Genomic DNA, 26563 nt, shown 5'->3' with positions numbered 1-26563 from the left:
CGTAGATCCGCTTCAGCCTCTTTTTCCGTTTCAGCGCCGCTGGATTTCAGTCAGTCCAGCGGATTGCGCGCCGTCCCGCATTGCCAGCACACGGTAAATTGCGCTTCCAGCGTTTCGCCGCATTGGCGGCAGCGCCACGGCGCCGCGTCCTTCGGCGGTCCGCTCATCGCGGCGGCGAGCAGCTTGCGCGCCACCGCCTCGTCGCGTTCGTCAACGAGCCACAGTTCCGGCGCACATTGTTCCGCCGGAATCTCGCCCATCGCGCCGCTCAGATAGCGGTTGTGCATCTCGCACGCAATCCCGGCTGTCTCGAGTACGTTCAGCCAGTGCTGTGCGGTCAGCAGGTTCGGCGCGCTCGTGAGCTTGAGCATAGCGGTGGGCGGGCTGCGGCGACCGGATGGTCAACGCACGATCTGGCTCGCTTCGTGAACGAGCTGCGCGTAGAGCGCATGCCGTTCGCGGGCGATGCGGCCATCTTCGACGGCGGCGAGTATCGCGCACCCGGGCTCGTGCAGATGATGGCAGTTGTAGAAGCGGCAGTGCGCGAGTAGCGGCCGGAATTCCGGAAAAGCGCGCTCGAGCCGTCCTTCTGTGAGATGGTGCAGCCCGAACTCCTGGAAGCCCGGCGAATCGATCAGCGCCCCGCCGCCCGCAAACGGGTAGAGCCGCGTGAAGGTCGTGGTGTGTCGGCCGCTGTTGAGTGCCGTCGAGATTTCGCGCGTGGCGGCTTCGGCGTCTGGAATCAGCAGGTTCACGAGCGTCGATTTGCCCATGCCTGACTGGCCGAGCAGCAGCGTGTCGTGGCCGTGCAGGCGCTCGGCGAGCACGGCCTGCGCCGCCTCCGGCGCCGCCTTGATCGATACTTCGAGCACGGAATAGCCAAGCGCGCGGTAGCGTTCGAGGCGCGCACGCGCCGCTGGCAGCGCGGCCTCTACGTCGGTCTTGTTGAGCAGGATGATCGGCTTCAGCTCGTTCGCTTCGGCCGCGACGAGTGCGCGGCCGAGCAGGTCCTCGCTGAAGTGCGGTTCGGTGGCGAGCACGATCAGCAACTGGTCGATATTCGCCGCGAAGAGCTTCGACTTGTACTGATCCGAGCGGTAGAGCAGATTGCGCCGCTCGCCGATGGCCACGATCACGCCCTGGTCCGCGGAGGTCGGCTCATAGGTTACGTGGTCGCCCACGGCGATCTCACTGCGCTTGCCGCGTGGAAAGCACTGCAGCGCAGCGCCGCCAGCGTCCGGGGTCACGAGGTAATGGCGGCCATGCGCTGCGATCACGCGTCCTTCCATGCGCTTACCTTGCGCGCGGTTTTCCGCGGCGCCTTGCGCCGCTTTCGGTGCGCGCCGCGTCATGCGTGCCGCAGCAGCCGGTCAATGCGCTGCGAAGCGGGCGGATGCGAGTAGTAAAACGCGGTGTAGATGGGGTCCGGCGTGAGCGTGGAGGCGTTGTCTTCGTAAAGCTTCACGAGCGCATTCACAAGATCTTTCGCGTCCGTTTGCGTGGCGGCGAACGCGTCGGCCTCGAACTCGTGCTTGCGCGAACTCAGGCTGCCGATGGGCGTGACGAAGAACAGGAACACCGGGACCGCGAGGAAGAACAGCACGAGCGCGAGCCCGCTGTTGTCGTCGATGAGCGACGGCCGCACGCCGAGTCCTTCGTAGAACCACACGCACTGCGAAAGCCAGCCGAGCAGCGCGAGCATGGCGAGGCTGATCGCGAAGGTGACGATCATGCGTTTGATGACGTGATGGCGCTTGAAGTGACCGAGCTCGTGCGCGAGCACGGCTTCGATCTCGCTGCCGGAGAGGCGCGAGAGCAGGGTGTCGAAGAACACGATGCGCCTTGCCGACCCGAAGCCGGTGAAATAGGCGTTGCCGTGTGCCGAGCGGCGGCTGCCGTCCATCACGAAGAGGCCCTTGGCCGCGAAGCCGCAGCGCTTCATGAGCCCTTCGATGCGCGTGCGCAGCGCGTCGTCCTTGAGCGGTTCGAACTTGTTGAAGAGGGGCGCGATGACCGTGGGGTACAGCACCAGCACGAGCATCTGGAACACGACCCAGACGACCCACGTCCACAGCCACCACAAGCTGCCCGCCTGGCGCATCAGCCACAGCACCACGAACAGCAGCGGCAGGCCGAACGCGGCACCGAGCAGCACGCCCTTGAGGCGGTCGGCGAAGAAGATGCCCTTGCCCATGCGGTTGAAGCCGAAGCGCTCTTCGATGACGAACTGCCGGTAATAGTCGAACGGCACCTCGACAATGCCCGAAATGGCGACAACCGCTGCCACCAGTACGATCTGACCCAGATACCCGCGGCCGAGCCACTCCGAAATTGCCAGGTCGAGCACCTGAACGCCGCCCACCAGCGTGAGCCCGATCAGCACCGCCGCGCCCACTACGATCTCGACCATGCCGAGGCGCGTGCGCGCAACCGTGTAGTCGGCGGCGCGCTGGTGGGCGGAAAGCGGGATGGACGTCGCGAACTGGTCCGGCACGATCTCGCGGTGCGCGGCGACGAAGCGGATCTGGCGCGAGGCGAGCCAGAGTTTCGTGACGACCATCGCAAGCACGGCGACGGCGAACAGCACAGTGAAGTACAGGGTAGGCATCCGGGGAATCCGTGGTATCTATGCGACAATTATATGTTCTCGCCGACCGGCCGGTGCGCCCTGCACCCCGCGACACACAAGGTTGCTTTCATGACTGACACTCTCGACTCCGTCACGCCGCCCGCGCTCGCGCGCAGCGACATGAATCTCATCTGGCTCGACATGGAAATGACGGGGCTCGATCCCGACAACGACCGCATCATCGAAGTCGCCGTCGTCGTGACGAATTCGACGCTGGACAAGATGGTCGAAGGGCCGGTGCTGGCCATCCACCAGAGCGACGAGACGCTCGGCAAGATGGACGAGTGGAACCGCAATACGCATGGCCGCTCGGGCCTCACTGACCGGGTGCGCGCCTCGACGGTGGACGAGGCTTCGGCCACGGAACAGCTCATCGCCTTTCTGTCGCAATACGTGCCGCCCGGCAAGTCGCCGATGTGCGGCAACTCGATCTGCCAGGACCGCCGCTTCATGGCGCGGTGGATGCCCGACCTCGAGCGCTTCTTTCACTACCGCAACCTCGACGTGAGCACCTTGAAGGAGCTGTGCCGCCGCTGGCAGCCGGCCATTTACAAGGGCTTCCAGAAGCGCGCCATGCACACCGCGCTCGCCGACATTCACGAGTCGATCGACGAACTGCAGTACTACCGCAAGCACTTCCTGATTCCGGCGGCCAGCGACTCGCTTGCTATCGACGCGAGCGCAGCGCAGGTCGACAAATAAGCCGGCCAATGAATTGGTGGCGGATGAGCCGGTCAATGAGCCGACAAGCCCGCCGGCCACCGAGCGACCACGCTACCCGCGCGTACTGACCACGCGCATATAGCGCATACCGTGCGTTATGCCGTGCGCGGCGTCCGCCGCGCGCTCTTGGGCCGGAATGCCGCCACGACCGCGTCGTTGGTTTCCACGTACGGCCCGCCGATCAGGTCGATGCAATACGGCACGGCCGCGAAGATGCCCGGCACCTTCACGGCACCGCTCTCGTCGCGCAAACCTTCCAGCGTTTCCTTGATCGACTTCGGCTGTCCCGGCAGGTTGACGATCAACGCCGCGTGCGTCGCCGACGTCTGGCTTTCGCGGATCACCGCGACCTGGCGCGAGAGAATCGCGGTGGGCACGAAGTTCAGGCTGATCTGCCGCATCTGTTCGCCGAAGCCGGGCATTTCCTTCGTTGCCACCGCGAGCGTGGCTTCGGGCGTTACGTCGCGCCGCGCGGGGCCGGTGCCGCCCGTCGTCAGCACGAGGTCGCAGCCTGCCGTGTCGACGAGTTCCACGAGCGTCGCGGAAATGGTCGGTGCATCGTCGGGGATGAGCCGCGTTTCGGCGCGCCACGGCGAGGTCAGGGCCGCGCCAAGCCAGGCGGTGAGCGAGGGAATGCCTTCGTCCTGATAGACGCCGCTCGTGGCCCGGTCGCTGATGGACACGAGGCCGATCACGATTTCGTCGGGGTGGTTACGCGTGGGAGTCGTCATCGTCGGTTCCTTCGCCTGCGTCGCCGGTGTCGCCTGTGTCTTCGTCGGTGCTGCCGCTCACGTCCTTGATCCACTGAAAGAGTTCGCGGAAGTAGCGGGGCGGCTTGCCCATCTGCGCTTCCTTGCGCGCGTTGCGGATCAGCGTGCGGCCTTCCTGGGCGTCGGCGGCGGGGTGCTCGCGCAGGAACGCCGTGAACGCGGCGTCGTCGGCAAGCAGCTGTTCGCGGGTACGTTCGATCCAGTGGAGTTGTGCCGTGGCCGCGCGGTTCACGCCGCGGTAGGTTTCCAGCGCCGTGCGCAACGCCTCGGTCTCTTCGTCGGCCAGTCCGCGCATCACGCGGCCGACGTACTGCAGTTGGCGGCGCTTGCCTTCGTGGTCGGTGATGCGGCGCGCTTCGGCAACGGCATCGGCGAGATGCTCTGGCATCGGCATGCGCTTGAGCGCGTCTTTCGGCAGTTCGACGAGCGCCTTGCCCAGCTCCTGCAACGCGTGCATTTCACGCTTCAGTTGGGATTTGCTGGGGCGATCGTAGCCGTTGTCGTCTTCCTCGACGGCCGCGTGCATAGGTTGGATGCGGGTTTTGCGTGTCATGGGCCGTATTGTAGCGTGGGCCTGTCACGGGACAGTTCCGGCCCGGGCCGCCGGCACGCCGCACAGCCGCGCCGGCGAACGCCGTCAGGCTGCGGCACATGTCTTTGCGCGGACCTTGCTATGATCGCGTGATACGTGACGAAATTGCCACGCACCTTATCCCGGGCCACCCAGGGCCCCGAACCCGGACAGCAAACACAATGGCAGCAGACATCGAAGCCCGGCAACGCTTTTTCCCGCACACCCAGGACGAGCTCAAGGAGATCGCGTCGGACATTCTCCGCCACGCGAAGGCGCTCGGCGCGACCGATGCCGGCACCGAGATTTCCGAAGGCGACGGCCTCTCGGTGTCGGTGCGGCGCGGTGAAGTGGAGACCATCGAGCACAACCGCGACAAGATGGTGGGCGTGACGGTCTACATCGGCAACAAGCGCGGCAACGCGAGCACCTCGGACTTCTCGTCGCAGGCGCTCAAGGACACCGTTGCGGCCGCCTACAACATCGCCCGTTTCACGGCTGAAGACGATTGCGCGGGCCTCGCCGAGGCCGAACTGCTGGAAACGTCGCCGCGCAACCTCGACCTCTACCATCCGTGGAATCTCACCGCCGACGAGGCCGTCGCGCTCGCGCGTCGCGCCGAAGAAGCCGCTTTTGCCACCGATTCCCGCATCCGCAACTCGGAAGGCGCGAGCGTGTCGGCGCAGCACTCGCAGTTCGTGCTGGCCACCACGCGGGGCTTCCTCGGCGGGTATCCGTATTCGCGCCACTACATCGCCTGTGCGCCGATTGCGGGCGAAGGCCGCCACATGCAGCGCGACGACTGGTACTCGTCGAAGCGCAGTGCGGCAGAACTGGCGCAGCCCGAGGCCGTGGGCCGCTACGCCGCCGAACGGGCGCTCGCCCGCATGGGCGCGCGCGGGCTCGATACGCGCAAGGTGCCGGTGCTGTTCGAGGCGCCGCTCGCCTCCGGCCTGCTCGGCGCGTTCGTGCAGGCCACGAGCGGCGGCGCGCTGTACCGCAAGACCTCGTTTCTGGTCGACAGCCTCGGCAAACCCGTATTCGCGCCGCACATCCAGATCGTCGAAGACCCGCACGTGCCGCGCGCCATGGGCAGCGCACCGTTCGACGAAGAAGGCGTGCGCACGAAGCAGCGTTCGGTCGTGAAGGACGGCGTGGTGGAAGGCTATTTCCTCTCCACGTATTCGGCGCGCAAGCTCGGCATGCAGACCACGGGCAACGCGGGCGGCTCGCACAACGTCTCGCTGCTCAGCACGCAAACGCGGCCCGAAGACGACTTCAAGGCGATGCTGAAGAAGCTCGGCACGGGCCTGCTGCTCACGGAGTTGATGGGGCAGGGCGTGAACTACGTGACGGGCGACTATTCGCGCGGCGCCTCGGGTTTCTGGGTCGAGAACGGCGAGATCCAGTATCCGGTGGAAGAGATCACCGTGGCGAGCACGCTTCAGGAGATGTTTCGCAACATCGTTGCAGTGGGCGCCGACACCATCGTGCGCGGCACCAAGCAGACCGGTTCGGTGCTGATCGAACGGATGACGGTGGCAGGGCAGTAAATAGCAGGCGCAAGTCACCGCAACAGCGGGCGGGCCTGCGCGGCAGGTTGGCACAGGCCGCCGCTCTTTGTGTCACATCGGTGGGCGGCGCATTCGGCCGCTCGCCTCCCTCGCAGTTCTTTCCCCGAATACGCCTCAAGCCCCCGGCTTGCGCGCGTAGACCACAAACGCGAATTCGAAGTCATTGGGCGCCGCGGCCCGATGGGCTTCGCGCGAGACTTCGTCCCACGTGAGCGGGTCCGGCGCCGGGAAGGTGGTATCGCCTGCGAAGTCCGCGGCAATCTCGGTGACGATCAGTTTTTGCGCCCGCTCGAATCCTTCGCGGTAAAGCTCGGCGCCGCCAATCAGGAATGCCTCTGCGGCGCCGTCGCGCGCGGCGAGCGCGAGCGCGTCGTCAAGACCCGTTACGGTGTCGCAGCCTTCGAAGCGGCGCGCCGGGTCGCGCGTGACGACGATGTTGCGCCGGCCCGGCAGCGGCCGGCCGATCGACTCGTGCGTCTTGCGTCCCATGATGATGGGCGCGCCCATCGTGGTGCGTTTGAAAAACGCGAGGTCTTCGGGCAGCCGCCAGGGCAACTGGTTGTCGCGGCCGATTACGCCGTTGCGCGCGCGCGCCACGATCAAGGTGAGCGTCGTCATGAAAACAGGAAGGGCAGTCGTGAATCTCGCGATTCTAACCGACCGCCCTTCGTTGCCCGGCTGCGTGCGAGCCGAGTAACGCGTTATTCGTGTCCTTCCGCTTCCCCGCCGAACAGGTTCTTCTCGTCGCTTGCGCTCGCGTCGCGCAGGCCGTGCGCGCCCATCAGCCGGTACAGCGTCACGCGCGAGATGCCGAGGTCGGTGGCCGCTTCGTTGAGCCGGTGCCGGTGGCGCAGCAGCGCCGACTCGATCGCGCGCTTCTCGGCGGCCTCGCGCGCCTGCGCGAGCGTCATGGTCTGCTGCGCCGTGAAGTGCTCGAGGTCGAGGTCTTCGGCCGAAATCAGCTTGTTCTCCGCCATCACGATGGCGCGGCGCACGCGGTTGATGAGTTCGCGCACGTTGCCGGGCCAGTTGTAGTTGTACATGGCCTCGATGGCCGACGGCGTGAAGCCGCGAATCTTGCGCGCGCTGTCGGTCTTGAATTTGTGCAGGATGTGATGCGCGAGGATCTCGATGTCCTTGCCGCGTGCGCGCAGCGGCGGTTCGTCCACGCGCAGCACGCAGAGGCGGTGAAAAAGATCCGCGCGAAAGCGGCCGTCGCGCATCGCCGCTTCGAGATCCACGTGGGTCGCCGAGATGATGCGCACGTCCACCGGAATCGACTCGTGCCCGCCCAGCCGCTCGATCTTGCCTTCCTGCAGAAAGCGCAGCAGGCTCGCCTGGCTTTCGAGCGGCAGGTCGCCGATTTCATCGAGGAACAGCGTGCCGCCGTCCGCGGCTTCCACGCGGCCGACCTTGCGCTGGTTCGCGCCCGTGAACGCGCCGCGCTCGTAGCCGAAGAGTTCGGACTGCAGCAGGTGATGCGGAATCGCGCCGCAGTTGATCGGCACGAAGGTGGACTTGCGCCGCTGCGAGCGCTCGTGAATGGCGAGCGCGGTGAGTTCCTTGCCCGTGCCCGATTCGCCCGAGATGAAGACGGTCGCGTCGGTGTTCGCCACCTTCCGGATGGTGCGAAAGAGCTGCTGCATTGCCTCGCAGGTGCCCACCATTTCGTCGTCGCCCGCAGTGGCCACGCCCGCCACGAAGTCGAGATCGCAGAGCGTGACCATGCCGTAGGCGTGGCCGACGAGATAGTCGATGGTTGCATTGGCAACCGGGATCTTCACGTAGTCGAAGCAGTAGTGGCGAATCAGGCGGCGCACTTCCGGGTCGGCAAGCCGCTCGCTGTTGGCGAGCGCAATCCAGCCGATCTGTTGCTGGCGCAGCGCGGATTCGAGCCCGGCAACGTCGCGGGCGGCGAAGCTCGTGAGATCGACAATGCCCGCGCAGGTTGCGTCGGGCTTGGCCAGCCGGGCGACGTCGTGCGCGGAGCGGGCGACTGAAATGTTCCAGCCGCGGCTCTTCAGGTGTGCCGCCAGGTCGTCGTCGGGGGAGCGCGCGACGTAGAGCAGCAAGCGTTCGGCCTGAGCAGTCGTCAAAGGTGTCGTGTCCTCGGTTCGGGCGGGCGAAGTGTTCTTGTGGCGCTGCGCTTCGATCTTGTCCGGGCTCGTCATGACGAGACGAGGGCCCGAGCCCGCTAACGACGTAACTGTACCGCTCAAGTGGGGTGATTCGCGCACGATGAGCCTCTTACATCAGAAAGTGTAGGGAAAGCGCACGCCAACCACGAAGTTCGGCGTATCGGGCGTGAGGCCGATCGATACCGAGCCGTTGATGGTCAGATGCTTGTTTACCACGTGATTCAGGCCGAACGTCACGGCGGAGGCGGTGGTTTCGCTGCCCGGCACCTTCGACCAGGCGCCGCCGGGCGCCTTCGTTTCGGTGGCGGGTTCCAGCGCCATGGTGTAGGCCACGCTTGCCGAGTCCTTGTCGGAGAAGGCGAGCGCGACGCCGCCGCCGAACTGGATCACGTCGCCCAGCTTGACGGTGGCGGGCTGCGTCTGCCCGACCACCGACGAGATGTCCGCGAACGAGCGCGACACGTTGTACGTGTACGAGAAGCTGCCGAACAGCACGACCGGGTCGTAGGTCTTCAGCACCGACACGCCGCCCGTGATGTTCCAGAAGCCCGTGCCCGTGGGCAGCTTGGTCGGCGCGACGAGGTTGGTATTGTCCGCATCCACCTGCACGACCTTGATGCCGAAGGGCGAGGTGCCGGTGGGCGCCTTCACGCGCAGGCTCGCCACCACGTCGGGCAGATTGCCGGTCTCCTTGAGCAGCTGATAGTAGAGGCCGAAGTTGACGTCGCCGAGCGCATGCGAGCTGGCGGACGCATCCGACATCGTGCTCGCCGACCCGCCCGCGCCGCCCACGATGAAGTTGCTCGTGCGGTACATGTAGGGCACGTCGGCGTCGATGCTGATGCGGTCAGTGAGCCCGTAGCGCACGTCGAGGTCCGACATGACCTGGTGCGACTTCGTCTCGCCCAGGTTGATGTTGCCGAGGAAGATCGCGTCGAGCGCGAGGAAGCCGGAAAGCTGCAGTTGCCGGCGGTCGTAATAGGTGTCGTTGATGCCCCAGTCGAGCGTGAGCTTGTGGTCGAAGAGCGGGGCGTGTTCGCGTTGCACGACGGCTTCTTCGGCCTGGGTGCGGGCGGGCTCGGCGGCCTTCTGGGTCTGACCGATCGCGCCCGGCGATTCGCCTGACGACGGCGCGCCGCCTGTCCCTCCACCCGTGCCTGCGGCCTTTGCGCTCGCGCCTTCAGGCACCGGCGGCGTGACCGGCACGCCCGTGGCCGTGCCCGTGCTGCTGCCCGGCGCATTCGCGTTGGGATTGATCTGTGCGAGCGGCGGCAGCGGCACCGGCAGGCCGTCGGCGCCGGGCTGCTGGGCAGCGGTGCTGTCGGCTGCGCCGTTGTCGGCGGGCGCGGCGCCTGCGCCGGGCAGCCCGCGCCCGCGCTGTGCCATCTGGAGATCCGTCACCTGGCGCTCCAGCGAATTGATCTGTCTCTGCTGCTCATCGACCACACGCATCAGCGTGTTGAGCCGGTCTTCCAGCGACTGATGCGCAAGCGCCTGCGCGCCTGCTCCCTGCGATATGGCGAGCAGCATCACTGCTGCCGGAATGGCCGCCAACGCCATGCGCGGCCCCCTCGTCCTCTGCAAGTGGTTCATTGTTGGTCCCCCGGTGTTGCGGCCGCGCAGCACCGGTCTCCTGTGTGGCCTGCGCGGCTGCGTTCTTCTTCCGTGTGCTGCCTTTGTTTCTGCGCGTCCTCGGTGACGCGCGTGCGGGCCGGCTGCCCGCCTATCTCCTCACACCGTTCTGCAGGGCTTGTAGTACGCCGAGCTGGCGTAGCGCGTCGGCCGACATCGGCTGCGTCTGCAGATGCAGTTGCAGCTGGTTGGCCACTTGCTGGTTATTGCCTGCGATCTGAAGGAGTTGCCCGATCATGCTTGCCTGTTGGGCGTTGGTCGGTGCAACCGTTTGCGTGGCGATGCCTGCGGGTGTTTGCAGGGCCACCTTGATGCCGCCGCTGCCGAACGTGATGCCGGCTTTGACCGAACCGTCGGCACTGCTGGCGGCTGCCGAGGTCGCGTTGTTCCAGGCGGCGGGCGACGTGTGAGCGTTGGTGGCCGCGTTGAAGTCGATGGCGGCCTGGTTGCTGCCGATGTTGCTGTTGCCCGCGATCTGGGTGATCTGCGAAACGCCGTTGACACTGACGTTTTCGCCACCTGCGGCGCCCGCGTTCGGATTGGCGCCGCCGCTTGCGTTGTGCGCTGGCTCCGTGACCGAAGCCTGCGAACTCACCTGGGCGGCCACCTGGTTGAGCTTGCCGGTCACGAGCGAGAGCGCGCCTTGCGCGACGGCCGTGGCCCCGTTGGGCATTTTCCAGCTGGAGAGCAGTTCCACCACCACGCCCGAGATGATGTCTCCAGCCAGCCCCTTGCCGGTTTGTGCTGCGAGCACGTTGTCGTCCACGGCCTGAAGCCTGAGCGCCGGGACGTTGTCGAAAACGGTCGGACCTTGCCCGGCAGCATGGGCGACCGAAGCCAGACCGAGCGTGGTGATGCACAACGCGCAGCCGGCGGTGAGAAGGTTTCTATCCATGACGAGTCAGAACAACTCTGCCTTGATCAGACCGAACTCTACGAAGGGAATCGCTGCACTTCCGTCTTCCAGCGCACGTTGGCGCAGCTTGAGCGCATGCGATTCGTTGCCCTGCAAAAGCGGAGAGTCCTCCAGAAAAGGTTTGCCGACGACGGCAAAGACGAGCCCGTTCCACTTCTTCACGAAGTCGTCTTCGAGCACGATGCGGTTGCCGAGCGCGGGGTCGGCGACGAAGATGCGGCCGTACTCCGCGTGCTTGACGATGACGAAGTGCTCGTAACCGTCGCTGTTCATCAGCACGAGCACGGGGATCTGCAGGTGGTAAAGCGCCTCGGAGGTGACGCGAAAGCCGCGGCCGCGCAGCCCGATGGTCTCGACGAACTTCTTCATGTCGAGCATCGAAAAGCCGTTCTTGACGACGACCTCGGGAGTCGAGAACGCCATCATGCGGGCGATGAGTTCGCTTTCGGGAATGTCGATGCCGTAGCCGTACTTGAGCAGCGTGGCAAGCGCAGCGGACCCGCAGCTGTAGTCGAACTGCTGCGTGACGATGTGGTTGTAGCGCAGCTCGCGCACCGAGCGCACCTTCACGTTGAAGGGCACGCCGGCCGCGGCGTTCATGTTGAGGGAAGACTGCGCGCGCACCGCGTGCGGCACGACGCATGAGACGGCCAATGCCAGCGCGGACAAAGCAGCGGCCCTGCTCGTTCCAACGAACATGATGTCCCCCTTGGTGATGCGGGCCGACCGGCCTCGACATCAGGTCCGGACCGGCCTCGACGCCGATGTCGAGGCCGGCCGGTTTTTCCCCGTGCAGTGCTGTTGCCTGCGGTGGGAGGTGGCTTAGTGCGATGCCACGCTCGCGACTGCGAGGCCGTTGTGCTGCAGGTTGCCCACGCCCGACGCGATGTTCACGCCGATGTTGCCCGTGGCGCCTGCAAGCGCGCCGGCGCCGAGGTACGACGAGCCGGTGAAGCTGCCCTTCACGCCGGCTTCGGCGGTCTGGCAGTTCTGGTCGCTCGCGATGACTTCGCCGCCGTTGCCGCTCTTGCTATGTTCATCCCAGCCCCTCGGGTCGCTCTTCGAAACCGTCGTGGACGACACGGCAAGGCTGTTGTTCTGCACGTTGCCCGCACCCGACGCCACGTTCACGCCGACATTGCCCGACGCGCCGGCCAGCACGCCGGAGCCCACGGCCGCCACGAAGTTGAGCGGACCCACCTTCGCCTTGCCCGACGAGCTTTGCGTCGAGAAGATCTGCGCGCTGCCGAACACCGGGCCTACGTCCATGTTGGCGAGCGCGGCGTCGTTGGACTGCGCATTGTTGGCACCCGTGGCCATGTTCACGCCGATGTTGCCCTGTGCGCCAGCGAGCGCGCCCGAGTCGATCGTCGCGGCCATCGTGGTGGTCTTGCGCGTGTCGATGTGCTCCGTGACCGAGCCCGTCACCGTCACGCGGCCGGCGTCTTCGGCGTAGTTGCGGTTCCAGCCGTAGGCGTGAGCGTGAGCCGAGTAGTCGTTCGACGTGAACGAGCCGCTGCCGCTGTTGGTGTGCGTGGCGCTGCTCTGGCCGCTTGCCGCGAAGCCGCCCCATGCCACGTCGTAGCCGCTCGCGTTGCCGTGGAAGCCGCCGCCGAAGTTCGACGATTCGTGCGTGTTGAGCGCACCGGCGAAGCCCGCCGCCACGCCGCCGAAGATCACGCCGGGGCCGCCGCCCAGGCCCGCGATGAAGCCCGCCGCGATGAAGCCGTTCGCGGACTGATGCGTGTTCGCGTACTGGTAGCCGCCATAGTTGGCCGAGATGCCCGAGGCGAAGCCGCCACCCTTCACGAAGCTGCCGCTCTTCGACCAGTTCGAGGTGCTCGTATGCGTGTTGTTGTACGCATAGCTGTCGTTCTTGTACGAGTCACTCACGCTCCAGCTGCTGCCGCTGCCGCTTGCGTTGTCCCAGGCGTGCGTGGTGTTCACATTCGTCGTGATGTTGCCCTTGGTGTACGACTGCGGCGGACCTTGCATGTCCACGCCGCCGATGTTGACGCTCTGCGAGTTGTTGACCGTCGCGCCCGAGCTGGCCGCCACGTTCACGTGGCCACGCAGCGTGATGAAGCCGAATTCGCCGATGTCGGTGTAGATGTTGGTGGCCGTGAAAAGCTCGGCGGGGTCGCAGCCGGATCCGCAATTGCGTTCGCCCGCGTAGGCGCCGGTGACCATCGTCGACAGAACAGCCGCTGCAATGAGAGTGCGTTTCATGATTACGCTCCGAAAAACATCAAGTTAAAAAAAGGTGCCCGCCGGGGGACGGAGCACAAAACTGTTGGAACTGACGTTGCCTGCTCCGGCTGTCTGGTTGATCTGCAAGACGCCGTTGACGTTGGCGAAAGCGCCCGCACCGATGGACGCCTGCTGCACGTCGTGGCTGCCCACGGACCTCGCCAGCCCACTGCCGTTGGCGGTCGTAGCGGATAGCACCCCATCCGATACGATCTCCGCTTCACCCGGAGCAGCGCCGATCAAGGCGCTGTTCCGCTGAAGATTCGCTACGCCTGCCGACTGGTTCAGCTGAATCACGCCGGAGGCATTGGAAAATGCGTTGCTCGCGATCACGCTCGCCGCGTTCGTGGCGCGCGCATTGGCGCTCGCGCCTTGCGCGCTTGCCGTGAGGTCGATCGGCATCGCGCCGGTCGTGACCACCGCCTGGTTCGCCTGAACGTTGTCGAGGCCGCTCGCCTGGTTCACGGCGACCACGCCCACCGCGCCGGTGACCGCCGCGCTGCCGATCACGGAGAGCGCGTCGACGCGCTCCGGCACGGTTTGCGCGTGGGCGGCGAGGCTCGCCGCGCTGCTCGCGCCTGCCACCGCGCAGGCGACTAACGTGCGGCCGAGCACACGGCCAACGGCGCGGCCTGAGCCAACATGCCGATCGACGGCAGTCGCGAAGAGAAGACGATGCAGAAGACGCGACGCGCTCATTTCGTGGCTCCCAGTGCGGCACCGAGCGGCGCCAGCGCGCTCGTCACGGTCTGCGAGATCGAGCTGCCGAGACCGGCGAGGCCTGCGCCCGCCGTTGCGTTCGCACCCACGGGAACGGAGTTGCCTGTGGCGCCCAGCACTTGCCCCATGCCGCCGACGCTCGCAAGCGTGGAGCGCACGCCGCTGCCCGCAATGCCGCCCGAACCGTGGGCGCCATTCAGGTCGAGGTCGGTGGCCATGGACGCCATGGCCCCGTTGAACGTGGCGCGCGGGAAGGTCTCCACCTGGACTGCGATGGGATCCTGACTCTTCGGTACCGGCACGAACGCATCGCGCGGCGTGATGGTGCGCTCGATCACGAGGTTGCCCGGCTGCGTGGTGGGCTGCATGAGTTGCTGCGCGGCCGCGGGCGTTGCCGCTGCGGCGGCTGCGCTGGCGAGTGCGCACAGCAGCGCGGCAAACGGGACGCCGCGGCGTGGCACGGGAGATGAGGCGATCATGTCGGTTCCTCGAAACTGGCGGGCGATGTGGGCGCGTGGCGCACGATGCCTCGCCCAGTGGCTCTTGATTGCTCTTAGTTGCCGTTGCGCTGATACGTCGTGACGTTGCTCTGTGCGGCGCGCGCAGCGTCCACCGGAATGGGCAGCGGCGCGGGCGGGGCGATTTCGTCCCACAGCGTCACGCCGTTGCCGCGCATCAGTTGAGGCGTGGCGGCGACCATCATCATTCCCACCGCACCGCCGCGCTGACGCGAGAGCACCTGGTCGTCGAGCGGGATGTCGCTCAAGGTGGTCGCGCCGGGAACGGCCATTGCTCGCGTGAACAGGATGGCTGCGGTGGTGGGGGCCCTACCGGTGTCGGCCTGGGCCACCGTCTGCGACGGCGTCACCGCTGCGGACGGGGTGTCCACGAGGGTGGCGACCGCCGGGTCGGGTGAGGCGATGGCTGCGGCTTCCTGCGCCGAGGCAGAGGAGGCAGCAAATAGCAGTGCTAGCGAGGCGGCGAGCACGAGCGGAGCGCGCCTGGCAATGCATCGTTCTACGCAGTCAACGAGTCGCATGATGTTTCTCCCTGGTGGCCCACGTTTAGCGAAACGTGTGCCATCGCGCGGAAACCATTGACGCGACAGGAGAAGCTGAAATTGGCGCCCGGGCCCAGGTCCGAAATCGCGCCGAAACGTTTCAGCACTGAAACGGCGGGAAGAAAATACCGCTTATTTCGCAATGCGGCAGTCACATTACCAGGGTAATCATGGTAATGGCGCAGAAAACGTTTTATATAATTCGTCAGACATGCAGCCATGCCGCACAGCCTTGTGGGATATGGGCTCCGAGGATTTTATTTGCATATTTGCTGTTGCCCGAACGACGCGTATAGTAAGCTCCTGACACGAGCCGATTTTTAAAAAACCTCAGCATTCGGCCGTTTGAACGCACACATGCCGCTTTCGGGTATCAGCAGTCCACAGGAAATGGAATGGTCGTTCGGTATTTTTTGCCATTAGGCAAATGCCGCCGCCCGTCCGCATGTCCGGAGAATCAGGTGCGTGCTGTCGGATTTTCGGGCGCACGTTGACGAGAGGATCTGAAGAATGGAACCCGCAACACGGCAACTCGTTTATGTCACACGCAACCCCAGTCCGGAGTTGAGTTCGCGCTTTCGTGACCGTGGCTGGCAAGTCGATGTTGTGGAAAGCGCGCGCGACGTGCGCCGCGCCGTGCGCCCGGGTGCCACGGCGGGCGGTCTGCTGGACCTCGCCAGCCGTTTTCAGCCGCATGAAATCGTGACCTTCGAGTCGTGCCTCACCATGCCCAACGTGGGCTGGGTGGCGGCCACGACGGCCGGGCAACTGCAGGACGCGTCGCTGCGCCGGCTGGTCCGTGATTACTGTTTCGACTATGTAACGATGCCGTGGACGGGCGAACGCGTGGTGGATTCGGTGGGCCACGCGTTCGGCATGGTGGAGTTGGGGGAGCCGGCGTCGAACGAATCGGGCGCGGGCGCCGAGGGCGAAATGGTCGGCTCGTGCGACGCGATGCTGGCGCTCTTCCGCTCCATCCGCAAGGTTGCGATGACCGATGCGCCCGTTTTCATTTCAGGCGAATCGGGCACGGGCAAGGAATTGACCGCGGTCGCCATTCATGAGCGCTCCGCGCGGCGCAATGCTCCGTTTGTGCCCATCAACTGCGGCGCCATTCCGCCGCACCTGTTGCAATCGGAACTGTTCGGCTACGAGCGCGGCGCGTTCACGGGCGCGAACCAGCGCAAGATCGGGCGCGTGGAAGCGGCCAATGGCGGCACGCTGTTCCTCGACGAAATCGGCGACCTGCCGCTCGAAAGCCAGGCGAGCCTGCTGCGCTTTCTCCAGGAAGGCAAGGTGGAGCGGCTGGGCGGGCATCAATCCATTCCCGTGGATGTGCGCATCATCTCGGCCACGCACGTGGACATGCAGACGGCGATGATCGAAGGGCGCTTCCGTCAGGATCTCTATCACCGCCTGTGCGTGCTGCAGATCGACGAGCCGCCGCTGCGCGCGCGCGGCAAGGACATCGAGCTGCTCGCGCGGCACATGCTCGAACGCTTTCGCAAGGACGCGAGCCGCCGTCTGCGCGGCTTCTCGCCGGATGCCATCGCGGCGCTGCACAACTACAGCTGGCCCGGCAACGTGCGCGAGCTGATCAACCGCGTGCGCCGCGCCATCGTGATGTCGGAGGGCCGTGCTATCACGGCGCGTGACCTCGAACTCTCGGAGTACGTGGAGATCGTGCCGGTCTCGCTCGCCCAGGCGCGCGAGGCGGCGGAGCGCCAGGCCATCGAGCTTGCGCTCTTGCGCCATCGCGGACGTCTTGGCGACGCCGCGCAGGAACTCGGCATCTCGCGCGTCACGCTATACCGGCTGCTGTGCGCACATGGCATGCGCCACATGGAGGGCGATCTCGGCCATCAGGGCGGGGACTTGCCGGCGAGCGTGCCGCATCTGTGAGAGGGCATGACGCGACATACCGCGGCATGGCCTGACGTTCGGGTACGCGGATGCCGGGCGATCTGCCGGTGCGGCGCCCAATGAGCGATGCCCAATGAGCGATGCCGAGGGCGGTGCCAGGTGAGGCGCACGCGCGCTTGTTAGAATCGGGGGCTTCAGTTCATCCAAACGGCGCCGCGCCGGCCCGAAGGAAGCCCCCGAATGAAACAGTACCTCGACCTCGTCCGCACGATTCTCGACACCGGCACGTGGCAGGAAAACCGCACCGGCATCCGTACCATCAGCATGCCGGGCGCGATGATGCGCTTCGACCTCCAGCAGGGCTTTCCCGCCGTCACCACGAAGAAACTGGCGTTCAAGTCGGCGGTAGGCGAGCTGGTGGGCTTTCTGCGCGCGTCGCGCAGCGCCGCGGACTTCCGCGCGCTCGGCTGCAAGGTGTGGGACGCCAACGCGAACGAGAACGCCCAGTGGCTCGCGAATCCGTACCGCGAGGGGCCGGACGATCTGGGCGACGTCTACGGCGTGCAATGGCGCCGGTGGCCGGCCTACAAGGTGCTCGATGCATCCGCAACGGCGCAACTGGCCGACGCGCAGGCGCGCGGCTTCAAGGTGGTGACGCAGTTCACCGAGGACGGCGCGCAGAAGGTGCTGCTGTACAAGGCAGTCGATCAACTACGCCAGTGTCTCGACACGATCATGCAGAACCCGGCGGATCGCCGCATCCTGTTCCATGCGTGGAACCCTGCAGTGCTCGACCAGATCGCGCTGCCGGCCTGCCATCTGCTGTACCAGTTCCTGCCGAACGCCGCGCGGCGCGAAATGTCGCTGTGCCTCTACATCCGTAGCAACGACGTGGGACTGGGCACGCCGTTCAATCTCACCGAAGGGGCGGTACTGCTTCATCTGGTGGGTCGCCTGACGGGCTACACGCCGCGCTGGTTCACCTATTTCATCGGTGACGCGCACATCTACGAGAACCAGCTGCCGATGCTGCGCGAGCAGCTTACGCGCGAGCCGTACGAGAGCCCGCGGCTCGCCATTTCGGACCGTGTGCCCGACTACGCGCAGACCGGCGTCTACGAGCCGCAATGGCTGGAGCAGATCGAGCCGTCCGATTTCTCGCTGGTGGGGTATCGGCATCACGAGCCGCTGACGGCGCCCATGGCCGTTTGAATCGACGGGCAGCGCAGCTTCTGCGGCGCTCGTGCCGCTGTGCGCGGCTTGCTTTTTGTCCCGTTCGTCCGGCTTGCGCCGATGCGCCGCAGGCATTCCGCCGCAGCGTTGCAGGTCTGAAACGGTCGCGCCGCTGGTAAATCACAGCATCACGCCCGCTTCGCGATTTCGCGGAGCGGGCGTTTTCTTTTGCAAGTGAGACTTTCCCTTCGCGGAAAAGCCTCGCCTAGCCGTGATGGTGCTCGTCGCGCTGGCCGGCTGCAGGCGCGGGTGCGGGTGCGGCGTGCGGCTGAACGGCCTGCGGCTGCGGATGGAATTCCTGACGCGGCTGGGGCTGCGGTTGCGGCTGAGGTTGCGGATGGAATTCCGCGCGCGGCTGAGGTTGCGACTGAGGCTGAGGCTGCGGACGGAACTCGGCACGCGGTTGCGGCTGAGGCTGTGGACGGATTTCCGGACGCGGTTGCATTGCCTGCGGTGCGCGAACTTCTGGCCGTGGTTGCTGCACCTGGGGTGCCGCCATCGGAGCGCGCGGCTCAAACTGCGGGCGCGGCGCCTGGGCCGCTGCCTGTGGCGCGCGGACGGTTTCGCGCGGCTGCTGTACCTGAGGCTGGCCACCCGGCTGCGCGCCGCCTTGCGGCATGAGCGCCTGACGTTGTTGGCTTTGCCCTTCCGGCGCATGCGGCACCGGCTGTCCGCCTTGCGGCGCAAACGCCTGACGTTGCTGGCCCGCAGCCTCCGGTGTGCGGGGCATCGGTTGTCCGCCTTGAGGTGCAATGCGCGATTCTTGTGGCGCCGCTTGTGCGCCGTTGACGCGCGGCTGCCCTTGCATCGCCATCGGCGTGTGGGGTTGCGTCCAGACCGGCTCGCGCCGCGCGTTTGCCTGGGCCGGCTGCGGCTGCTGGCCGCCGGCAGCAACAGCGCCGCGCGGCATGCCGTTCTCGGGTCGCACGCCGGGTTGTGGCGGCCTTGGCACACCGTTGCCGGGCTGGGGCTGCCGCTCGAGCGCGGCCATCGGTGCACCGGGCTGCGGCCGGGCTCCGCCGCCTGGTACGGCCCCCATGCCCGGCCGTTGCGCTGCCTGAGGACCGGCCCCCGCTGCCGGCATGCCGGGTTGCGCGCCCGGTTGTCCGGCTCGTTCCGCTTGTCCATTCGCGGGCGGCTGATGCCCCGGCCCGGCGGCGGCCAGCGTCGGCGAATGCGGCGGCACGAGTCTCACATTCGGAATCGCCTGCACGGCCGGATTACGCGGCACGTTGCCGATGAACCCGCTACGCGCGGGCGCGGAAGTCCTCACCACCGGCGCGCCCGCGCCCGGCACCACGCCGCCATGCGCCGCACGTTGTGCGAGCGCATCGTGGAAGGCCGGCGGCGCGACGGGCCGCCGCGTGGCGACGACCTGGCGTTCGCCCGCGCTCGCGGGCGGTCGGAACCCGGCGTTGCGCAAACCCGGGCCGAAACTCTCGCGCACTGGCGCGATGCCAGGCGTGCCCGATTCGATCCTCGCGTGTTGCCACTGCCGCGGATCCACCTTCTGCGCGAACCGCGACGCGGGCTGCCCGTGGACGAACGCCGTGGCCGGCACAGCCGTGATGGCCCCCGGTGCCCGGTAGTTGATGTACGTGTTGTGAACATTCGTGATGTTGGTGATGTTCACGTTGTTGCGGTAGTTGTTGATCACGACAGGCTGATTCACCCGTTCGTAGTAGTGCGGACTCCAGTTGCACCAGCGCGGATGCCACGGCTCGCCGGGGCCGAGCGGGAACCACGCCACCCCGGCCGCTGCCACGCCGCCCAGCGTGAGGCTCACGCCCCAGTCGACGCCTCCGCCTCCGCCACCCACGAACGCCACCAGCGCCGGCGCATAGACAGGTGGCGCCGCTTCTACGACCGGACCCGGCACCCAGGCCCATGTGTCGTCGACGTAAGCCCAGCGGCCGTAGTGGTAGGGCGCGAAACCCCACGGAGCGTCGTCGACCCAGGTCCAGCCCCATGGTGCTTGCCATACCCAGTGTCCGTCGTGATAGGGCGCCCATCCCGCGGGCACCGCATTGGGCACCCAGACGTCGCCGTACTGCGGATCGTCGCGCCAGGACCCGTTCGCGTCGAGATCCTGGTAGCCCGGCATTTCGCGCGAGACGTAGCGCGCGGACACCGAGCGGTCTTCGGCCGCGTCGCGCGCGCCGCTCCACTGGTCGAACACGTCGGGCGCGGGGGCGCCGCTCGCCGCCACCTGCTGCAGGTTCGTACCGGCGAACTGGACCTGCTGACCCGCCTCGACAGGCATCTGCCCGCCGTCGCCGTACACGGTAGCGCTGCCGCGCCGCACCGTGACGGTAGTGGTGCTGCCGTCGGGCGCGACGTCCACGCGGTAGTCGCCGGGGCCGTTCACGCCGAGCGCGAGGTTCGGTGTGTCGATCTCATAGCTGCTGCCGGGCGGCAGCGAGCGAACGTGGGTGGACAGCGTGCCCTGCGCGACCTTCAGTTGCGTCGAGGTGTCGTCGAGGTTGAGGACGTCGAGACTTGTCTGTTCGTCCATGCGTACCGCGGTGGAGCCGATGTGCAGTTCGGAGCGCGCGTTGCGGTCGTTCCAGAGCTGGTCGCCGGTGGTGAGCGGCCGGTTCAACTGCGCGTATGACCAGTCCGATGCACCGGCGGGCTGCGTAGTTACGGCACCGGCCATGTAGTCGAGCCGCGCCACACGGCCGGGCGGGTCGCCTGCCTGCGTGACGGCTGCGCCGGGGGCCACCGGCGGCGTTTGCGCGAGCGCCGGCAAGGCTGCGAGGTTGAACGCGGCAAGCACCGCGCAGACGATGATGGCGGGGCGGCTTATGCGTCCCGTGCGGCTGACGCGAGTCGCGGAACTGGCGCGTCGAAATAGCGTGAGCGATGTGGCTGGCGTTTTCATTGTGTGTCTCCGACGGAGCGGGGCGGCCACGCGCGATCGCGGCCGGCACGGCGCGCCCTCGGAATTCACTCTATCCGCGGTGCATGTTTCAAGGGGCAGTCATTTGTAAGGGCGTCATGGTGCGCTGTAACAAAATTTGTCCCGGATGCGGGGGCCTTTCGAGCGCCTTGCGTCTGAAGGTCGCGCAAGGCGTTTGCCTGACCGCGCCTCGCTGCTTTGCCGCGCTGTACGGACCGGTTGGGGCGGCAGGCGGCCGGGCGGTAGCCCCCGCGGTTGATCCGGTAGTTGACCCAGTTGACGCGGCAGTAGGCGCAGCAATCAGCTCGACAAGAATTCGTCGAACGCGCGTTGCCCGGGCGGCGTGATACGGAGAACGCGCGGGCGCTCCGCGTGTTCCACCCAGCCGCGTGCGGTCCAGGCGTCGAGCAGGGCCGCGCCGAGCGAGCCGCCCAGATGCGGCCGGCGTTCGCTCCAGTCGGGGCAGGTGCAGGCGAAACGCCGCCGCCGTCGGCGCTGTGCGACAACGTCGATGCCCCAGTCCGCGAGGCGCGCTGCCCCGGCCGGCGTGGCGTCGAGTTCGTCGCCGTGGGCGCTCAGCAGTCCGTCGCGGACGAGCCGGTCGAAGACGTTCACGGCCAGCTCGCCCGCCATATGGTCGTAGCAGGTGCGCGCGTAGCGCATGTCGAGCGGCACGGTGCGGGCCGGGCGCGGTGCCGGCCGTTGCGGTGCGGCGGCTTCGGCCAGATGCGCGAGGGCTTCGATCGACGCCGCGATTTCGGGCGTGGCGATGCGGAAGTAGCGGTGGCGGCCGCGCACTTCGAGCGCGAGCAGGCCGCTTTCCGTGAGCCGCGCGAGGTGGGCGCTCGCGGCGGAGGGCGAGAGCCCGGCGATCAGCGTCAGTTCGCCAGCGGGGCGCGCGCTGCCGTCCATGAGCGCCCACAGCATGGCGGCGCGGCCAGGGTCGGCAAGCAGCGCGCCGATGCGCGAGAGCCCGGGGAAATGGCTCGAATCGGCGGAGTGGGGAAGGGACATCGGAACCTCCTTTCGGTGCGCCAGCGTAGCAACGCAATGCGGCGTGCTGCGCGGTTGGCCTCTTTCGTCGGAACTGGTCTGCACTGTAGCGGATGCCGGCATTCGACGTTTCAGGCTGACGTGAAGCGTGGACTGCACGGCGACGATTCGTGCCGCGCCTGGTTCACCTGCGGCGCTCACAGTCCCTGCGCTAGAATCGGTGGCTCCAGATTTCGAACGTCAGTCGCCCAGCCAGCCATGAAATTTTCCTGGGTCGTTGCCGCCGTGCTTGCCGGCATTCTGTGCAGCGCCTGTGCCGCAGGCGGACCGTCTGCATCGTCGGGCGGCGGGAGCGGCATCACGATGTACGGCACCATCGACGAAGGCATCAGCTACCACAGCAAGTAACGCGGCCACGCGCGCCCGCCGCATCTCCGACAGAACCACCGCGCTTTATGGCGCCCCGTATAATCGGCTCCTTCCATATACATCCGCACGAGCGGAGTCAATGACCGGAGTCAAGATGAGTACCCCTTCGAACGCACACGACCGTTCCGAAACCACGTTCCGGTTTCTGGCCGAGCCGAGCTCGGTGAATTTCGGCGGCAAGGTCCACGGCGGCGCGCTCATGAAGTGGATCGACGAAACCGCCTACGCCTGCGCGGCCGTGTGGTCGAGCCGCTATTGCGTGACGGTGAGCGTGGGCAACATCCGGTTCCGGCGTCCCATTCATGTCGGCAACATGGTGGAGCTACGCGCGCGCGTCGTGGCGACGGGCCGCACCAGCATGCATATCCACGTTTCCGTTCACGCGGGCGACCCGAAGAGCGGACAGTTGCGCCAGACCACCGACTGCCTCGTCGTGTTCGTCGCCGTGGACGAGACGGGCACGCCCATGCCGGTGCCGTCGTTCGTGCCCGAGACGGACGAGCAGAAGCGCCTCGCCCGTTACGCGATGGACGTGAAAGAAGCGCTCGACGCGATCGTGGAACTCAAGCCCGAAGAGGTGGCAGCGGGCGCGGTTTGAAGGGCTTTAAGGGCTCGAGCGGCATGGCGCAGGCGTTCACCGCCTACGCCACGGCCGAGTTACTCGCCGGCGCCATCAACCCTTGCCCGGCACTTGTCCCACCATATCCTGCGGCCGCACCCACTCGTTGAACTGCTGCTCCGTCACGTAGCCGAGCGCGAGCGCCGAAGCCTTGAGCGTGGTGCCTTCCTTGTGCGCTTTCTTGGCGATCTGCGCGGCCTTGTCGTAGCCGATGTGCGGATTGAGCGCAGTCACGAGCATCAGCGACTCGTTGAGCAGCGCATCGATGCGCTCGCGATTCGGCTCGATGCCCACCGCGCAGTTGTCGTTGAAGCTGCGCGCGCCATCGGCAAGCAGCCGCACGGATTGCAGCACGTTGTGCGCGATCATCGGGCGATACACGTTGAGTTCGAAATTGCCGCTCGCCCCGCCCATGTTCACGGCCACGTCGTTGCCGAACACCTGGCAGCACAGCATCGTCACCGCTTCGGACTGCGTGGGATTCACCTTGCCCGGCATGATCGAGCTGCCCGGCTCGTTCTCTGGAATCGACAGTTCGCCGAGTCCGCAGCGCGGGCCGCTCGCGAGCCAGCGGATGTCGTTGGCGATCTTCATGAGGCTTGCGGCCACCGTCTTCAGCGCGCCGTGCGCGAAGACGAGCGCGTCGGCGGCGGCCATCACCTCGAACTTGTTGGGCGCCGTGACGAAGGGCAGCCCCGTCAGCTTTGCGATGGCTTCGGCCACTTTCCGGGCGAATTGCGGATGCGCGTTCAGGCCCGTGCCCACCGCCGTGCCGCCCTGCGCGAGTTCGTAGAGGTGCGGCAGCGTCGACTCCACATGCCGGATGCCCTGGTCGAGCTGCGCCACGTAGCCCGAGAACTCCTGGCCGAGCGTGAGCGGCGTGGCGTCCTGCAGATGCGTGCGGCCGATCTTCACGATGTCCGCGAAGGCCTTCGCCTTGCCGTCGAGCGTCTCGCGCAGCGTCTTCAGCGCGGGCAGCAGATGCGTGACGATGCCCACCGCGGCGGCGACATGCATCGCCGTGGGGAACACGTCGTTCGACGACTGGCCGCGGTTCACGTCGTCGTTCGGATGCACCTTGCGCGCTTCGCCGCGCACGCCGCCCAGCAGCTCGCTCGCGCGGTTCGCGATCACCTCGTTGAGGTTCATGTTGGTCTGCGTGCCCGAGCCCGTTTGCCACACGGCGAGCGGAAACTCGTTGGCGTGTTTGCCCGCGATGATCTCGTCCGCGGCCGTCATGATGGCGCGCGCCTTCGCTTCGTCGAGCACGCCGAGGTCGAGATTCACTTGCGCCGCGGCGCGCTTGATGGTGGCGAGCGCGGTGATGATTTCGGGCGCCTGCTTTTCCGTGGAGATGCGGAAGTTCTGCAGCGAGCGCTGCGTTTGCGCGCCCCATAGCTGCGCGTTGGGCACGGCGATTTCGCCGAACGTGTCGCGCTCCATTCTGACGTCTTCGGTCATAGCTTCGCTCCGTATGACGAGCGTTGCCGGTCGCGCGATGGTTGCAACCGGCAGAGGCTCTGGGTGGATGGCGTATCGTCGCGAGACGGTGCGCCGCAGTTCTTCGCTGCAGTTTCTCGATTCAGGGACGTTCGCGCGGGCAGGGCGTTCAGGGCGCAGTGGGCTTCAGAGCTGATCGTCCACCGGCAACAGCAAGAATAGCCCGGTCAGCAGATTCCTGTAGAAACCCGCCTGCGGGTCGAAGTTGTAGGTGCGCATCTCGCCGTCGTCCTCGCCGGTCCAGACAAGCGGCGAGGGCGGCGCGCCGATGCGCCGCAGCGAGGCGGCTTCCTGCGGCGAGGCCAGTTGCACGCGATAGCTCGCCGTGGGCGCCGTTGCGCTTTTGAAGAGCGCCGCGGCCTGACTGGCGATCTGGGGGCTGTGCACGATGAGCGCGAGTTCGGTATTCAGATGCACCGAGCGCGGATCGAGATTCAGCGAGCCGATCACGAGCGTGCTGCGGTCGATGATGTAGGCCTTCGCGTGCAGGCTTGCGCGCGAGCGCGAGCCCGTGAAACCCACGCTGCGTTCGCGTTGCACGGGCTTGAATTCGTAGAGGTCCACGCCGTGCTCCAGAAGCGGCACGCGGTACGGACTGTAGCCGGCCTGCACGGCGACGGCGTCGGTGGCCGCCAGCGAGTTCGTGAGAATCGCCACGTGCACGCCGCGTGCCGTCAACCGCGAGAGCGCCTTCACGCCCACTTCGTGCGGCACGAAGTAGGGCGAGAAGACCTGCAGACTCTCGTGCGCGCCGCGCATCAGTTCGAAGAGCCGCTGCGCGGGCGGGCTCTTGTAGTCGGCCGTCGGCACGGCCACCTTGTCGGGCGTGTCGGCCTTGAATTCGGCCGGGGCCCAGACGAGACCCAGTTCGTCACGCGCGATCTGCTGCGCAAGCGGTGTCGCATTGATCGGCTTCGCGTCGTAGGGATCGGCGTTTTCGCGCCAGTGCTCGCGCAGTGCGTCGCGCGCGAGGTCGAGATCGTGCGGGTCGAAGCTTTGCCGGTTGAGCACGCGCAGCGGGTAGGCGCTCGCGCTGTTCCAGTACCGGTCGAAACTCGCGGAGATGTCCGCGACGATGGGACCGGCGGCAAGCATGTCGAGATCGCGGAACTCCAGCGTGGGGCTCGCGTTGAAATACTCGTCGCCGAGATTGCGGCCGCCCACGATCGCGAGCTGGTTGTCCACGATCATCGCCTTGTTGTGCATGCGGCGCGTGAAGGTGTCGATGCGCGTGAACAGGTCCGTGGTGCGCTCGAACATGCTCAACTGCTCGCTGCCGAACGGATTGAACACGCGGATCTCGATCTTCGGATGCGTGTTGAGCGCGGCCATCAGCTTGTCGATGTCCTTGAAGTTCAGGTCGTCGACCAGCATGCGCACGCGAACGCCCTGATCGGCCGCATAGAGCGCCGCGCCGAGCAGCAGCTTGCCGGTGGTGTCCTCGTTGGCGATGTAGTACTGCATGTCGAGGGTTTTCGTGGCGGCGCGCGCGAGCGCAATGCGCATCTGCAAGGCTTCAGTGCCGGCGGAGAGCAGTCTGAATCCGGACTGGCCGCCATGGGCCTTCACGGGCGCGTCGAGCGCTTCGGCAAGTGGCGTGGAAGCGCCGGGCGGCAGCGCGTGCGTGACGTCGCGCGGATAGGCGGTAGCGGGTGGGCGCGTGGCGCAGGCGCCGAGCGCGAGCGCTGTAACGAAGGCGAGCAGAAGGCTGGCGAGCCGGCTCGCAAACCCGGCAGGCGCGTCATGGCAGAGACGTGCCGCAGGCGTTGCGCGGACACGCTTGCGCCACAGCGCTGCGACGGACCGGTCGATGTACGGCAGCACGCCTCGTCCTCCACGGGTGGTGTTGTCGGCGCCGGCCTGACGGGGCCGGTACCCTGTGGAGAACATTCTACGGGCAATTGTTAAGGCAGGCTGTGGGGCGGTACCGCACGTGGGTGCGCGGTCGATGGGGGCGCGGGCGTGAAAAAAAGCCCGCGCAGTGCGCGGGCCCAAACCCTGTCAGAGGAGTGTCACGGAAAACGGCTTCATCGTAGCGTGC

The 26563-nt window shown here is 66.6% G+C and carries 24 protein-coding genes; 6 read left to right on the top strand and 18 right to left on the bottom strand.

Annotated features, from left to right (window positions below; genetic code table 11):
- Nucleotides 1-50: 50 nt before the first annotated feature.
- From PXJ20_RS07540 to PXJ20_RS07530, 3 genes are read right to left on the bottom strand one after another with little or no spacing between them, the layout of a single operon-like run.
- Nucleotides 51-371 carry a DUF2007 domain-containing protein gene (locus PXJ20_RS07540; protein WP_017774612.1) on the bottom strand — a complete coding sequence of 107 codons (321 nt, stop codon included), beginning with the start codon at nt 369-371 and terminating at the stop codon, nt 51-53.
- A gap of 30 nt (nt 372-401) precedes the next feature.
- Entirely contained in the window at nt 402-1352 is a 951-nt protein-coding gene (gene rsgA, locus PXJ20_RS07535; protein ID WP_421029684.1) for a ribosome small subunit-dependent GTPase A, read from the bottom strand.
- Complete coding sequence (locus tag PXJ20_RS07530) at nt 1349-2608, bottom strand: M48 family metallopeptidase (RefSeq protein ID WP_421029683.1); 1260 nt, start codon at nt 2606-2608, stop codon at nt 1349-1351. The genes rsgA and PXJ20_RS07530 overlap by 4 nt, the downstream gene beginning before the upstream one ends.
- 90 nt (nt 2609-2698) lie before the next feature.
- On the opposite strand from PXJ20_RS07530, the gene orn reads away from it, so the two are divergent.
- Nucleotides 2699-3331, top strand: coding sequence for an oligoribonuclease (gene orn, locus PXJ20_RS07525; RefSeq protein WP_126876665.1), 633 nt, complete (start codon nt 2699-2701; stop codon nt 3329-3331).
- A gap of 116 nt (nt 3332-3447) precedes the next feature.
- Here orn and mog read toward each other — a convergent pair whose 3' ends face one another.
- Together mog and yjgA are read right to left on the bottom strand one after the other, a co-directional pair.
- On the bottom strand, nt 3448-4083 hold the full coding sequence (mog, locus tag PXJ20_RS07520; RefSeq protein ID WP_421029682.1) for a molybdopterin adenylyltransferase: 636 nt from the start codon (nt 4081-4083) through the stop codon (nt 3448-3450).
- The gene (gene yjgA, locus PXJ20_RS07515; RefSeq protein WP_275450549.1) at nt 4064-4675 is read right to left on the bottom strand and encodes a ribosome biogenesis factor YjgA; all 612 of its coding nucleotides are present in this window, start codon (nt 4673-4675) and stop codon (nt 4064-4066) included. Before yjgA ends, mog begins: the two co-directional genes overlap by 20 nt.
- Before the next feature lie 200 nt (nt 4676-4875).
- Here yjgA and pmbA point away from each other — a divergent pair, with 200 nt between their 5' ends.
- Complete coding sequence (gene pmbA, locus PXJ20_RS07510; protein ID WP_199540343.1) at nt 4876-6246, top strand: metalloprotease PmbA; 1371 nt, start codon at nt 4876-4878, stop codon at nt 6244-6246.
- Between the two features lie 135 nt (nt 6247-6381).
- Here pmbA and PXJ20_RS07505 read toward each other — a convergent pair whose 3' ends face one another.
- From PXJ20_RS07505 to PXJ20_RS07465, 9 genes are all read right to left on the bottom strand, one after another.
- Nucleotides 6382-6885 carry a dihydrofolate reductase gene (locus PXJ20_RS07505; protein ID WP_277596687.1) on the bottom strand — a complete coding sequence of 168 codons (504 nt, stop codon included), beginning with the start codon at nt 6883-6885 and terminating at the stop codon, nt 6382-6384.
- Between the two features lie 83 nt (nt 6886-6968).
- Complete coding sequence (locus PXJ20_RS07500; protein ID WP_240658847.1) at nt 6969-8438, bottom strand: sigma-54 dependent transcriptional regulator; 1470 nt, start codon at nt 8436-8438, stop codon at nt 6969-6971.
- A gap of 81 nt (nt 8439-8519) precedes the next feature.
- Complete coding sequence (locus PXJ20_RS07495) at nt 8520-9965, bottom strand: SlyX family protein (RefSeq protein ID WP_126876660.1); 1446 nt, start codon at nt 9963-9965, stop codon at nt 8520-8522.
- A gap of 163 nt (nt 9966-10128) precedes the next feature.
- Nucleotides 10129-10932 (bottom strand): peptidase C39, encoded by an 804-nt coding sequence (locus PXJ20_RS07490; RefSeq protein ID WP_421029681.1) that lies wholly within the window; start codon nt 10930-10932, stop codon nt 10129-10131.
- 6 nt (nt 10933-10938) lie between these two features.
- Nucleotides 10939-11652 carry a C39 family peptidase gene (locus PXJ20_RS07485; protein ID WP_051061991.1) on the bottom strand — a complete coding sequence of 238 codons (714 nt, stop codon included), beginning with the start codon at nt 11650-11652 and terminating at the stop codon, nt 10939-10941.
- Nucleotides 11653-11775: 123 nt separating this feature from the next.
- Nucleotides 11776-13182, bottom strand: a complete 1407-nt coding sequence (locus tag PXJ20_RS07480) for a hypothetical protein (protein WP_126876659.1) — start codon at nt 13180-13182, stop codon at nt 11776-11778.
- Nucleotides 13183-13206: 24 nt separating this feature from the next.
- Entirely contained in the window at nt 13207-13902 is a 696-nt protein-coding gene (locus tag PXJ20_RS07475) for a hypothetical protein (protein WP_421029680.1), read from the bottom strand.
- Complete coding sequence (locus PXJ20_RS07470) at nt 13899-14402, bottom strand: hypothetical protein (protein WP_126876657.1); 504 nt, start codon at nt 14400-14402, stop codon at nt 13899-13901. The genes PXJ20_RS07475 and PXJ20_RS07470 overlap by 4 nt, the downstream gene beginning before the upstream one ends.
- Before the next feature lie 74 nt (nt 14403-14476).
- Nucleotides 14477-14962 carry a hypothetical protein gene (locus tag PXJ20_RS07465; protein ID WP_277596682.1) on the bottom strand — a complete coding sequence of 162 codons (486 nt, stop codon included), beginning with the start codon at nt 14960-14962 and terminating at the stop codon, nt 14477-14479.
- 531 nt (nt 14963-15493) lie between these two features.
- Here PXJ20_RS07465 and PXJ20_RS07460 point away from each other — a divergent pair.
- Nucleotides 15494-16885, top strand: coding sequence for a sigma-54 dependent transcriptional regulator (locus tag PXJ20_RS07460; RefSeq protein ID WP_026121398.1), 1392 nt, complete (start codon nt 15494-15496; stop codon nt 16883-16885).
- A 201-nt stretch (nt 16886-17086) separates the two neighbouring features.
- Nucleotides 17087-18058 (top strand): thymidylate synthase, encoded by a 972-nt coding sequence (locus PXJ20_RS07455; protein WP_421029679.1) that lies wholly within the window; start codon nt 17087-17089, stop codon nt 18056-18058.
- Between the two features lie 226 nt (nt 18059-18284).
- Here the strand turns inward: PXJ20_RS07455 and PXJ20_RS07450 are convergent, their stop codons facing one another.
- Together PXJ20_RS07450 and PXJ20_RS07445 are read right to left on the bottom strand one after the other, a co-directional pair.
- Complete coding sequence (locus tag PXJ20_RS07450; protein WP_421029678.1) at nt 18285-20963, bottom strand: DUF6600 domain-containing protein; 2679 nt, start codon at nt 20961-20963, stop codon at nt 18285-18287.
- 318 nt (nt 20964-21281) lie between these two features.
- Nucleotides 21282-21995, bottom strand: coding sequence for an ArsR/SmtB family transcription factor (locus tag PXJ20_RS07445; protein WP_017774632.1), 714 nt, complete (start codon nt 21993-21995; stop codon nt 21282-21284).
- Between the two features lie 237 nt (nt 21996-22232).
- On the opposite strand from PXJ20_RS07445, the gene PXJ20_RS07440 reads away from it, so the two are divergent.
- Complete coding sequence (locus PXJ20_RS07440) at nt 22233-22382, top strand: hypothetical protein (RefSeq protein ID WP_017774633.1); 150 nt, start codon at nt 22233-22235, stop codon at nt 22380-22382.
- Nucleotides 22383-22497: 115 nt separating this feature from the next.
- Complete coding sequence (locus tag PXJ20_RS07435; RefSeq protein WP_026121399.1) at nt 22498-23001, top strand: acyl-CoA thioesterase; 504 nt, start codon at nt 22498-22500, stop codon at nt 22999-23001.
- A 75-nt stretch (nt 23002-23076) separates the two neighbouring features.
- On the opposite strand, the gene fumC is transcribed toward PXJ20_RS07435, so the two are convergent.
- Nucleotides 23077-24483 (bottom strand): class II fumarate hydratase, encoded by a 1407-nt coding sequence (fumC, locus tag PXJ20_RS07430; protein ID WP_421029677.1) that lies wholly within the window; start codon nt 24481-24483, stop codon nt 23077-23079.
- Nucleotides 24484-24648: 165 nt separating this feature from the next.
- A complete protein-coding gene (locus tag PXJ20_RS07425) occupies nt 24649-26343 on the bottom strand; it encodes a phospholipase D family protein (protein ID WP_421030938.1) in 1695 nt (564 codons plus the stop codon).
- Nucleotides 26344-26563 lie beyond the last annotated feature (220 nt).

This window comes from Paraburkholderia sp. A1RI_3L, from assembly GCF_048957895.1.
GTDB classification, from domain to species: Bacteria; Pseudomonadota; Gammaproteobacteria; order Burkholderiales; family Burkholderiaceae; genus Paraburkholderia; species Paraburkholderia kururiensis.
This window is presented reverse-complemented; position numbering and strand designations above follow the sequence as displayed.

What these genes read in the sequence shown, in the direction of transcription:
- PXJ20_RS07435 (WP_026121399.1), top strand. Translation starts at nt 22,498, where the DNA reads ATGAGTACCCCTTCGAACGCACACGACCGTTCCGAAACCACGTTCCGG.
- PXJ20_RS07540 (WP_017774612.1), bottom strand. Translation starts at nt 371, where the DNA reads ATGCTCAAGCTCACGAGCGCGCCGAACCTGCTGACCGCACAGCACTGG.
- PXJ20_RS07490 (WP_421029681.1), bottom strand. Translation starts at nt 10,932, where the DNA reads ATGGATAGAAACCTTCTCACCGCCGGCTGCGCGTTGTGCATCACCACG.
- pmbA (WP_199540343.1), top strand. Translation starts at nt 4,876, where the DNA reads ATGGCAGCAGACATCGAAGCCCGGCAACGCTTTTTCCCGCACACCCAG.
- fumC (WP_421029677.1), bottom strand. Translation starts at nt 24,483, where the DNA reads ATGACCGAAGACGTCAGAATGGAGCGCGACACGTTCGGCGAAATCGCC.
- PXJ20_RS07470 (WP_126876657.1), bottom strand. Translation starts at nt 14,402, where the DNA reads ATGATCGCCTCATCTCCCGTGCCACGCCGCGGCGTCCCGTTTGCCGCG.
- PXJ20_RS07465 (WP_277596682.1), bottom strand. Translation starts at nt 14,962, where the DNA reads ATGCGACTCGTTGACTGCGTAGAACGATGCATTGCCAGGCGCGCTCCG.
- PXJ20_RS07445 (WP_017774632.1), bottom strand. Translation starts at nt 21,995, where the DNA reads ATGTCCCTTCCCCACTCCGCCGATTCGAGCCATTTCCCCGGGCTCTCG.
- PXJ20_RS07475 (WP_421029680.1), bottom strand. Translation starts at nt 13,902, where the DNA reads ATGAGCGCGTCGCGTCTTCTGCATCGTCTTCTCTTCGCGACTGCCGTC.
- PXJ20_RS07440 (WP_017774633.1), top strand. Translation starts at nt 22,233, where the DNA reads ATGAAATTTTCCTGGGTCGTTGCCGCCGTGCTTGCCGGCATTCTGTGC.
- PXJ20_RS07505 (WP_277596687.1), bottom strand. Translation starts at nt 6,885, where the DNA reads ATGACGACGCTCACCTTGATCGTGGCGCGCGCGCGCAACGGCGTAATC.
- mog (WP_421029682.1), bottom strand. Translation starts at nt 4,083, where the DNA reads ATGACGACTCCCACGCGTAACCACCCCGACGAAATCGTGATCGGCCTC.
- PXJ20_RS07485 (WP_051061991.1), bottom strand. Translation starts at nt 11,652, where the DNA reads ATGTTCGTTGGAACGAGCAGGGCCGCTGCTTTGTCCGCGCTGGCATTG.
- rsgA (WP_421029684.1), bottom strand. Translation starts at nt 1,352, where the DNA reads ATGACGCGGCGCGCACCGAAAGCGGCGCAAGGCGCCGCGGAAAACCGC.
- PXJ20_RS07450 (WP_421029678.1), bottom strand. Translation starts at nt 20,963, where the DNA reads ATGAAAACGCCAGCCACATCGCTCACGCTATTTCGACGCGCCAGTTCC.
- yjgA (WP_275450549.1), bottom strand. Translation starts at nt 4,675, where the DNA reads ATGACACGCAAAACCCGCATCCAACCTATGCACGCGGCCGTCGAGGAA.
- orn (WP_126876665.1), top strand. Translation starts at nt 2,699, where the DNA reads ATGACTGACACTCTCGACTCCGTCACGCCGCCCGCGCTCGCGCGCAGC.
- PXJ20_RS07460 (WP_026121398.1), top strand. Translation starts at nt 15,494, where the DNA reads ATGGAACCCGCAACACGGCAACTCGTTTATGTCACACGCAACCCCAGT.
- PXJ20_RS07495 (WP_126876660.1), bottom strand. Translation starts at nt 9,965, where the DNA reads ATGGCGTTGGCGGCCATTCCGGCAGCAGTGATGCTGCTCGCCATATCG.
- PXJ20_RS07500 (WP_240658847.1), bottom strand. Translation starts at nt 8,438, where the DNA reads ATGACGAGCCCGGACAAGATCGAAGCGCAGCGCCACAAGAACACTTCG.
- PXJ20_RS07480 (WP_126876659.1), bottom strand. Translation starts at nt 13,182, where the DNA reads ATGAAACGCACTCTCATTGCAGCGGCTGTTCTGTCGACGATGGTCACC.
- PXJ20_RS07455 (WP_421029679.1), top strand. Translation starts at nt 17,087, where the DNA reads ATGAAACAGTACCTCGACCTCGTCCGCACGATTCTCGACACCGGCACG.
- PXJ20_RS07530 (WP_421029683.1), bottom strand. Translation starts at nt 2,608, where the DNA reads ATGCCTACCCTGTACTTCACTGTGCTGTTCGCCGTCGCCGTGCTTGCG.